Raw genomic sequence first — 7457 nt, forward strand, 5'->3', positions numbered from 1 at the left:
CGAGGGGGAACCGCCCGCCCGCCGTCGGGCGCTTCCCCCTCACTGCTCAGCCGCGCGTCACGCCCGTCACATCGTGCAGATACCCGATGCGACCGTCGTCGTGCCGGATGACGAAGGTCTCGCCGCGGTCCTCGATCACGAGCGCCCACGCGGTGGGGCCGATGCGGAAGATCGGGAGGCCGTAATCGTCGACGATTTCGCGCTCATCGGGCGAGAGCGCCCAGAACGCCTGCGGATGCGGATGCCGCGGGGCGCTCTCGTGTTCGGCGGTGCGCTCCTCGTGGACCGGAGCGGCGCCCGCGGAGATCACGTCGGTGTCGTGGGTGTCGTCATGGGTGGGCAGCACCGAGGTCGCCGGCGCGGACTCGGCGGTGTGCGGGAACTCCGTCGACCCGGTGTAGCTGCCGGGGGCGGGAGCGCCGGACGTGTCGGGGTTCTCGGACTCGTCGGCGGCGGGAGCCGGCGCAGTGCGCACCGGCCGCGGACGCGGAGGACGCAGGACGACCGCGCGCACGGGGCGCGCGTTGCGGTGCGCGGGGGTCTCGGGCCGCCCCTGGAAGTCCTGCTCGAACGGCGGGATGACGGGGGCGAAGACCGTGAGGACGACGCCCGCCAGGGTGAAGACGGCGCCGACCCAGACGACCCACGTCCGCGTCCACAGGCCCGTCTCGATCGCCACCGAAACGGTGTCCCAGACCCACGACGTCCACACGAGCGCTGCGACCGAGAACGCCACCGAGGCGAACTGGTCGATGCCGAGCGATCCGACCCGGCGGATCCCCTGCGGGGAGAGGCGTCGGAGGACGAGGAGTCCGACAGCGAGGGTCGGAAGAGCGACCGTGGGGATCCACCACAGCCCAGAGAGCCACACGTTGGAGCCGCCGCCGAGGACGCGGACGTTGGCGGGGAGGTTGTTGGTCGAGAAGAACGACACGAGGAACGTCACGGCCCACAGGCCGAGCAGTGCGATCTCGCGCACCGAGAACGGCCCGACGCCGTACTGCGGCGCATCGCCGGCCGGGACGCCGTGCGCGTCGGCGTCCGGCAGCTCGGTGTGCGTGGCACGGCGCGCGTTCACGTGCGAGCGCGCGCCGACCTGGGCCCGCGCCGTGACGTGATCGTCCGCGCCGGTGTCATCGACGTCGGCCCCGGCATTCGGGACGTCCGGGCGATGGACGGCGGAGCCGTGCCCCGCAGCGTCTTCGGTGGCGGCGCCGGTCGCGCGCTCGTCACGCGGGGCGTCCGGGTGGTCGGAGGGCGCGTACCCCGCCGACTGCCGCAGGGAGTCGTCCTCCCCGGCAGCGCCCATGGGCTCGGCGTGCGGGTGGTCGTAGCGATCGGTCACGATGGTCCTTTCCCTCGGGCACCGGAGCGCCCGTCGTCAGTGTGAGAGTGGCCGCGCCGCCCCGGGAAGCCCGGCGTCGACAACGCGTCCCGCATCTCAGCCCAGGCAGTTGGGCCCGAGCAGTCCCTTGAGCTCGCCGAAGAGATCGGCTGTCACGCGCACCGGCATCGGTACCTCGAAGACCTTGGCGGTCCCACCTTTGTGCAGCTTGAGAGTCACCTCCGTGTCACCGGCGTGCCGCTGCAGCATCTGCGCGAGCTCCCCCACCAGCGTCTCGTTGGCCCGCTGCTCGGGTACGACGAGCGTCAGGCCGCTCATCGCGTCGAAGCCCTCGAGGTCGGGGGCGAAGGCCGACTGCGCGTGCAGGTTGAGCCCGTCGTCGCGGCGAGAGACGCGTCCGCGGACGACGAGGATCGCGTCGCCCTGGAGGACCGGGGCGAACTCGGCGTAGGTCTTGCCCATGAACATCACGGTCACCTCGCCGTTGAAGTCCTCGACGGTGACCATGCCGTACGGGTTGCCGCTCTGCTTCGCGACGCGGTGCTGCACGCTCGTGAGGAGCCCCGCGACCGTGACCTGGTCTCCGTCCTGGACGTCGTCGGAAGCCAGCAGATCGTGGATCGACGTGGACGCGTGTTTCGCGAGCGGAACCTCGAGTCCGGCGAGCGGATGGTCGGAGACGTAGAGACCGAGCATCTCGCGCTCGAACGCCAGTTTGTCCTTCTTCGTCCACTCGGGGCGCTCGGGTACCTTCACCACCTGCTGCGGCTCGTCCCACAACGAGTCGAAGTCGAAACCGACCTCACCGTTGGCCTCGCGGCGCTTGTCGAGCACCGCGCCCTCGCACGCGTCCTCGTGGATCTCCACGAGCGCGCGCCGCGTCGACCCCAGCGAGTCGAAGGCCCCGGCCTTGATGAGCGACTCGACCGTGCGCTTGTTCGCGACGTGCAGCGGGACCTTCGACAGGAAGTCGTGGAACGACGTGTACTTCGCATCCTGGCGCGCCGCGACGATCCCGTCGACCACGTTGGTACCCACGTTGCGCACGGCACCGAGGCCGAAGCGGATGTCTTCGCCGACGGCGGCGAAGTAGCGGATCGACTCGTTGACGTCGGGAGGCAGCACCTTGATGCCCATGCGACGGCATTCGTTGAGGTACACCGCCATCTTGTCTTTCGAGTCGCCGACGCTCGTCAGGAGCGCCGCCATGTACTCGGCGGGATAGTGCGCCTTGAGGTAGGCGGTCCAGTACGACACGAGCCCGTACGCCGCGGTGTGCGCCTTGTTGAAGGCGTAGTCGGCGAAGGACTCCAGCACCTTCCAGAGCGTTTGCTGCGCGACCTCGCCGTAGCCGCGCTCGGTCATGCCTCCGAAGAAGATCTCTTTCTGCTTGTCGAGCTCGCTCTTCTTCTTCTTGCCCATCGCGCGACGCAGCAGGTCGGCCTGGCCGAGCGTGTACCCGGCGACGCGCTGCGCCACCGCCATCACCTGCTCCTGATACACGATCAGGCCGTAGGTGGTGTCGAGGATGTCTGCCAGCGGCTCTTCGAGCTCGGGGTGGATCGGCTCGATCTCTTGCTGCTTGTTCTTGCGCAGCGCGTAGTTGATGTGCGAGTTCACGCCCATGGGGCCCGGGCGGTAGAGCGCGAGGACGGCCGAGATGTCCTCGAAGTTGTCGGGGCGCATGAGCCGCAGCAGCGAGCGCATCGGCCCGCCGTCGAGCTGGAACACCCCGAGGGTATCGCCGCGGGCGAGGAGCTCGTACGACGCCGCGTCGTCGAGCGCGAGGTCTTCCAGCACGAGCGGATGGCCGCGGTTGGCCTCGATGTTGTCGAGCGCGTCGTTGATGATCGTGAGGTTGCGCAACCCCAGGAAGTCCATCTTGATGAGTCCGAGCGACTCGCACGCGGGGTAGTCGAACTGCGTGACGATCTGCCCGTCCTGCTCGCGGCGCATGATCGGGATGATGTCGATCAACGGCTCGCTCGACATGATGACGCCGGCCGCGTGCACGCCCCACTGGCGCTTCAGGTTCTCGAGCCCGAGGGCGGTGTCGAAGACCGTCTTGGCCTCGGCATCCGTCTCGATGAGCGTGCGGAACTCGCTCGCCTCTTTGTAGCGGGGGTGCTCGGGGTTGAACATGCCGTCGAGCGGCATGTCCTTGCCCATGACCGCGGGGGGCATCGCCTTGGTCAGCTTGTCGCCCATGCTGAACGGGAAGCCGAGCACGCGCCCGGCGTCCTTGAGGGCCTGCTTGGCCTTGATCGTGCCGTACGTCACGATCTGCGCCACGCGCTCGTCGCCGTACTTCTCGGTGACGTACTGGATCACTTCGCCACGGCGACGGTCGTCGAAGTCGACGTCGAAGTCGGGCATCGAGACGCGGTCGGGGTTGAGGAAGCGCTCGAAGATCAGGCCGTGCTGGAGCGGGTCGAGGTCGGTGATCTTCATGGCGTACGCGACCATGGATCCGGCACCCGAACCGCGGCCCGGGCCGACCCGGATGCCGTGGTCTTTTGCCCAGTTGATGAAGTCGGCGACGACGAGGAAGTAGCCCGGGAATCCCATCTGCAGGATGACGCCGGTCTCGTACTCGGCCTGCTTCCGCACGGCATCCGGGATGCCGTCGGGGTAGCGGTCGCCGAGGCCCTTCTCGACCTCTTTGATCATCCAGCTGTCTTCGGTCTCGCCGTCGGGGACCGGGAAGCGCGGCATGTAGTTCGCCGACGTATTGAACTCCACATCGCAGCGCTCGGCGATGAGGAGGGTGTTGTCGCACGCCTCGGGGTTGTCGCGGAAGACCTGTCGCATCTCGGCGGCAGACTTGACGTAGTAGCCGTCGCCGTCGAACTTGAAGCGCTTGGGGTCGTCGAGCGTCGACCCGGACTGCACGCAGAGCAGCGCCGCGTGGCTCGTCGCGTCGTGCTGATGGGTATAGTGCAGGTCGTTCGTGCCGAGGAGCGGGATGCCGAGATCCTTCGAGATCTTCAGCAGATCGCCCATGACGCGCCGTTCGATCGACAGACCGTGGTCCATGATCTCGGCGAAGTAGTTCTCTTTGCCGAAGATGTCCTGGAACTCGGCGGCCGCCGCGCGCGCCGCGTCGTACTGCCCCAGCCGCAGGCGCGTCTGCACCTCGCCCGACGGGCACCCGGTGGTCGCGATGAGGCCCTTGCTGTAGGTCTGCAGGATCTCGCGGTCCATGCGCGGCTTGAAGTAGTAGCCCTCCATGCTCGCCCGGGACGACAGTCGGAAGAGGTTGTGCATGCCCTCGGTCGTCTCGGACAGCAGCGTCATGTGCGTGTACGCTCCCGAACCCGAGACGTCGTCGCTCTGCTGCTCGGGGGTGCCCCAACGCACGCGCGACTTGTCGGACCGATGGGTTCCGGGCGTGACGTAGGCCTCGATGCCGATGATCGGCTTGATCCCGGCGTCCTTCGCCGTCTTGTAGAACTCGTACGCGGCGAACGTGTTGCCGTGGTCGGTCACCGCGATCGCGGGCATGCCCAGCTTGACGGCCTCTTGGACCATCGGGCCGATGCGTGCGGCCCCGTCGAGCATCGAGTACTCGCTGTGCACGTGAAGGTGAACGAAGGAGTCTGCTGCCACTCGTCGAGTGTACGTTCCCCCTCCGACATCGGCCCGGGTTAGCGTGGGCGCGTGCCCACTCCCGACTTCGTCCTGGATCTGCGCCGCCACGTCGGCACCCGCCCCCTGCCGCTCGTCGGCGTGACCGCCGTGATCCTGCGCGGCGACGATCTGCTGCTCGGTCGCCGCAGCGACAACGGCCGCCTGACTCCGATCACCGGCATCGTGGACCCGGGCGAAGAACCCGCGGATGCCGCCGCGCGCGAGGCCGAGGAGGAGGCGGGGGTGCGCATCCGCGTCGACCGCCTCGCCTGGGTGCACCAGATCCCCCGTGTCACTTACGCCAACGGCGACCAGAGCGACTACCTCGACCTCACGTTCTCGTGCACGTGGGTCGAGGGCGAGCCCGAGCCGGTCGACGGCGAGATGACCGAGGTCGGATGGCATCCGGTCTCCACCCTCGAGGAGATCCTGGATGCCGATATGGCGGCGCGCGTGCGGGCAGCCCTCACCGCGGGACCGACGCGGTTCGAGGGAGGCCGCTGAGCCGACGCCCCGGGGGCGTCAGACGCCGTCGCGCAGGACGTCGAGCGCGTGCTGCAGGTCGGCCGGGTACGGCGACTCGAAGCTCGCCCACTCCCCCGTCGCCGGGTGCGCGAAGGCGAGCCGGTGCGCGTGCAGCCACTGCCGCGTGAGTCCGAGGCGCGCCGAAAGGGTGGGGTCCGCGCCGTAGAGCGGGTCGCCGGCGCACGGGTGCCGGTGCGCGGCCATGTGCACGCGGATCTGGTGCGTCCGGCCGGTCTCGAGGTGGATCTCCAGGAGCGACGCCCGGGGGAAGGCCTCGAGGGTCTCGTAGTGGGTCACCGAGTCCTTGCCGTCGGGCGTGACAGCGAACTTCCACGAGTGGTGCGGATGCCGCCCGATCGGCGCGTCGATCGTGCCGGTGAGCGGGTCGGGGTGTCCCTGCACGACCGCGTGGTAGATCTTGTCGACCGTGCGGTCCTTGAACGCCGCCTTGAGCACCGTGTAGGCCCGCTCGGTCTTGGCCACGACCATGAGACCGCTCGTGCCCACGTCGAGGCGGTGGACGACGCCGCGCCGTTCGGCCGCACCGCTGGTGGCGATGCGGAAGCCGGCGGCGGCGAGGGCCCCGAGGACGGTCGGCCCCTCCCACCCCACGGAGGGGTGGGCGGCGACGCCGGACGGCTTGTCGACCACGACGATGTCGTCGTCGTCCCACACGATGCCGAGATCGGGCACGGCCACCGGCACGATCTCGGGATCGCGCTTGGGCTCCCACTCGACGCTCAACCACGTGTCGGCACGCAGGCGATCCGAACGGCCGACGGTGCGCCCGTCGACGGTCACGCCGCCGGCGTCGGCGACGTCGGCGGCGAATGTCCGCGAGAAACCGAGCAGCTTGGCCAACGCCTGATCGACGCGCGCCCCGTCGAGCCCGTCGGGGACGGGGAGACTCCGGGAGTCCATGTCAGCGGGCACCCTGCTCGCCGGGGGCCTCGACCGTGCCCTCGGCCACAGGTTCGGTCGCGGACGCCTCACGCGAGGCGCGCGTCTCGCGCGTGCCGTCCAACCGCAGACCGAAGAGGACGAGGAGAGCCACCGAGATCATCATCGAGACGATGAAGATGTCGGCGACGTTGTAGATCGCGGGCATCATCCACGGCGTCGAGATGAAATCGACGACGTGGCCGACCGGGAAGCCGGGGGCGCGCAGAAGGCGATCGGTGAGGTTGCCGAGCACGCCGCCGAGGAGCAGCCCCAGGACGACGGCCCACAGACGCGAGCGCACCCGGGTGACGGCGAGGAACACGATGATGCCGGCGACGACCGCCAGCGCGATCGTGAAGATCCACGTGACACCCTCACCGAGCGAGAACGCCGCGCCCGGATTGCGCACGAGATAGAACTGCAGGGCCTCGCCGATCACGGGGACGACGCGCTCCTGCGGAAGGTTCTCGATGGCGACCGTCTTCGCCAACTGGTCGGCGGCCAGCACCATCGCCGCGAGAATCGCGACGAGGGCGCCGGCCGCCGCCGAACGCAGAGGAGATCGACTGCGCAAAGAGTCGGCCTACAGACCGATCGCCGAGACGGGCGTCGAGCCCGACGACGAACCGGCGGTGTCGAGGTCGCGGAGCTGACCCTCGATGTAGGAACGCAGCTGCGAGCGGTAGTCGCGCTCGAAGTTGCGCAGCTCGGTGATGCGACCCTCGAGCGTGGTGCGCTCCTTCTCGAGACGGGCACGCTCTTCACGGCCCTGCTTCTCGGCCTCGGCCACGATCGACGCGGCCTGGGCCTGAGCCTCGGAGACGAGCTGGTCGCGCTGGGCCTTGCCCTCGGCGACGTGCTCGTCGTGCAGGCGCTGGGCCAGCTCGATGATGCCGGCGCTCTGCGCGGCGGGGGCGGCGTCGGACTCGACCGCGGCGGGCGCGGGGGCCGGAGCGGGCACCTCGGAGACGACGGGCTCTTCAGCCTTGGGCGCCTCGGCGGCGGGGGTCGCGGG

6 protein-coding genes are annotated in these 7457 nt (G+C 69.4%); 1 reads left to right on the forward strand and 5 read right to left on the reverse strand.

All coding sequences use genetic code 11. The annotated features are described in order from the left end of the window. Nucleotides 1-46 precede the first annotated feature (46 nt). Both FE256_RS18415 and dnaE read right to left on the reverse strand, forming a co-directional pair. Entirely contained in the window at nt 47-1345 is a 1299-nt protein-coding gene (locus FE256_RS18415; protein WP_252370869.1) for a hypothetical protein, read from the reverse strand. A gap of 96 nt (nt 1346-1441) precedes the next feature. After that, on the reverse strand, nt 1442-4906 hold the full coding sequence (gene dnaE, locus FE256_RS01905; protein WP_252370872.1) for a DNA polymerase III subunit alpha: 3465 nt from the start codon (nt 4904-4906) through the stop codon (nt 1442-1444). 99 nt (nt 4907-5005) lie between these two features. Here dnaE and FE256_RS01910 point away from each other — a divergent pair, with 99 nt between their 5' ends. Continuing rightward, nucleotides 5006-5479: an NUDIX domain-containing protein gene (locus FE256_RS01910; protein WP_138172537.1), complete on the forward strand. Its 474-nt coding sequence runs from the start codon at nt 5006-5008 to the stop codon at nt 5477-5479. Between the two features lie 18 nt (nt 5480-5497). On the opposite strand, the gene FE256_RS01915 is transcribed toward FE256_RS01910, so the two are convergent. The 3 genes from FE256_RS01915 to FE256_RS01925 form a co-directional block, all read right to left on the reverse strand. Then, a complete protein-coding gene (locus FE256_RS01915; RefSeq protein WP_138172538.1) occupies nt 5498-6421 on the reverse strand; it encodes an RluA family pseudouridine synthase in 924 nt (307 codons plus the stop codon). A gap of 1 nt (nt 6422) precedes the next feature. Further along, nucleotides 6423-7016, reverse strand: a complete 594-nt coding sequence (gene lspA / locus FE256_RS01920; protein ID WP_394529543.1) for a signal peptidase II — start codon at nt 7014-7016, stop codon at nt 6423-6425. A gap of 9 nt (nt 7017-7025) precedes the next feature. Next, on the reverse strand, nt 7026-7457 hold a 432-nt coding region (locus tag FE256_RS01925; RefSeq protein ID WP_252370870.1), incomplete at its 5' end, for a cell division protein.

Source organism: Microbacterium sp. 5K110 (assembly GCF_005774735.1).
GTDB lineage: Bacteria > Actinomycetota > Actinomycetes > Actinomycetales > Microbacteriaceae > Microbacterium.

Excerpts from the sequence above, each read along its gene's own strand:
- FE256_RS01915 (WP_138172538.1), bottom strand. The coding sequence starts at position 6,421 with ATGGACTCCCGGAGTCTCCCCGTCCCCGACGGGCTCGACGGGGCGCGC.
- dnaE (WP_252370872.1), bottom strand. The coding sequence starts at position 4,906 with ATGCTCGACGGGGCCGCACGCATCGGCCCGATGGTCCAAGAGGCCGTC.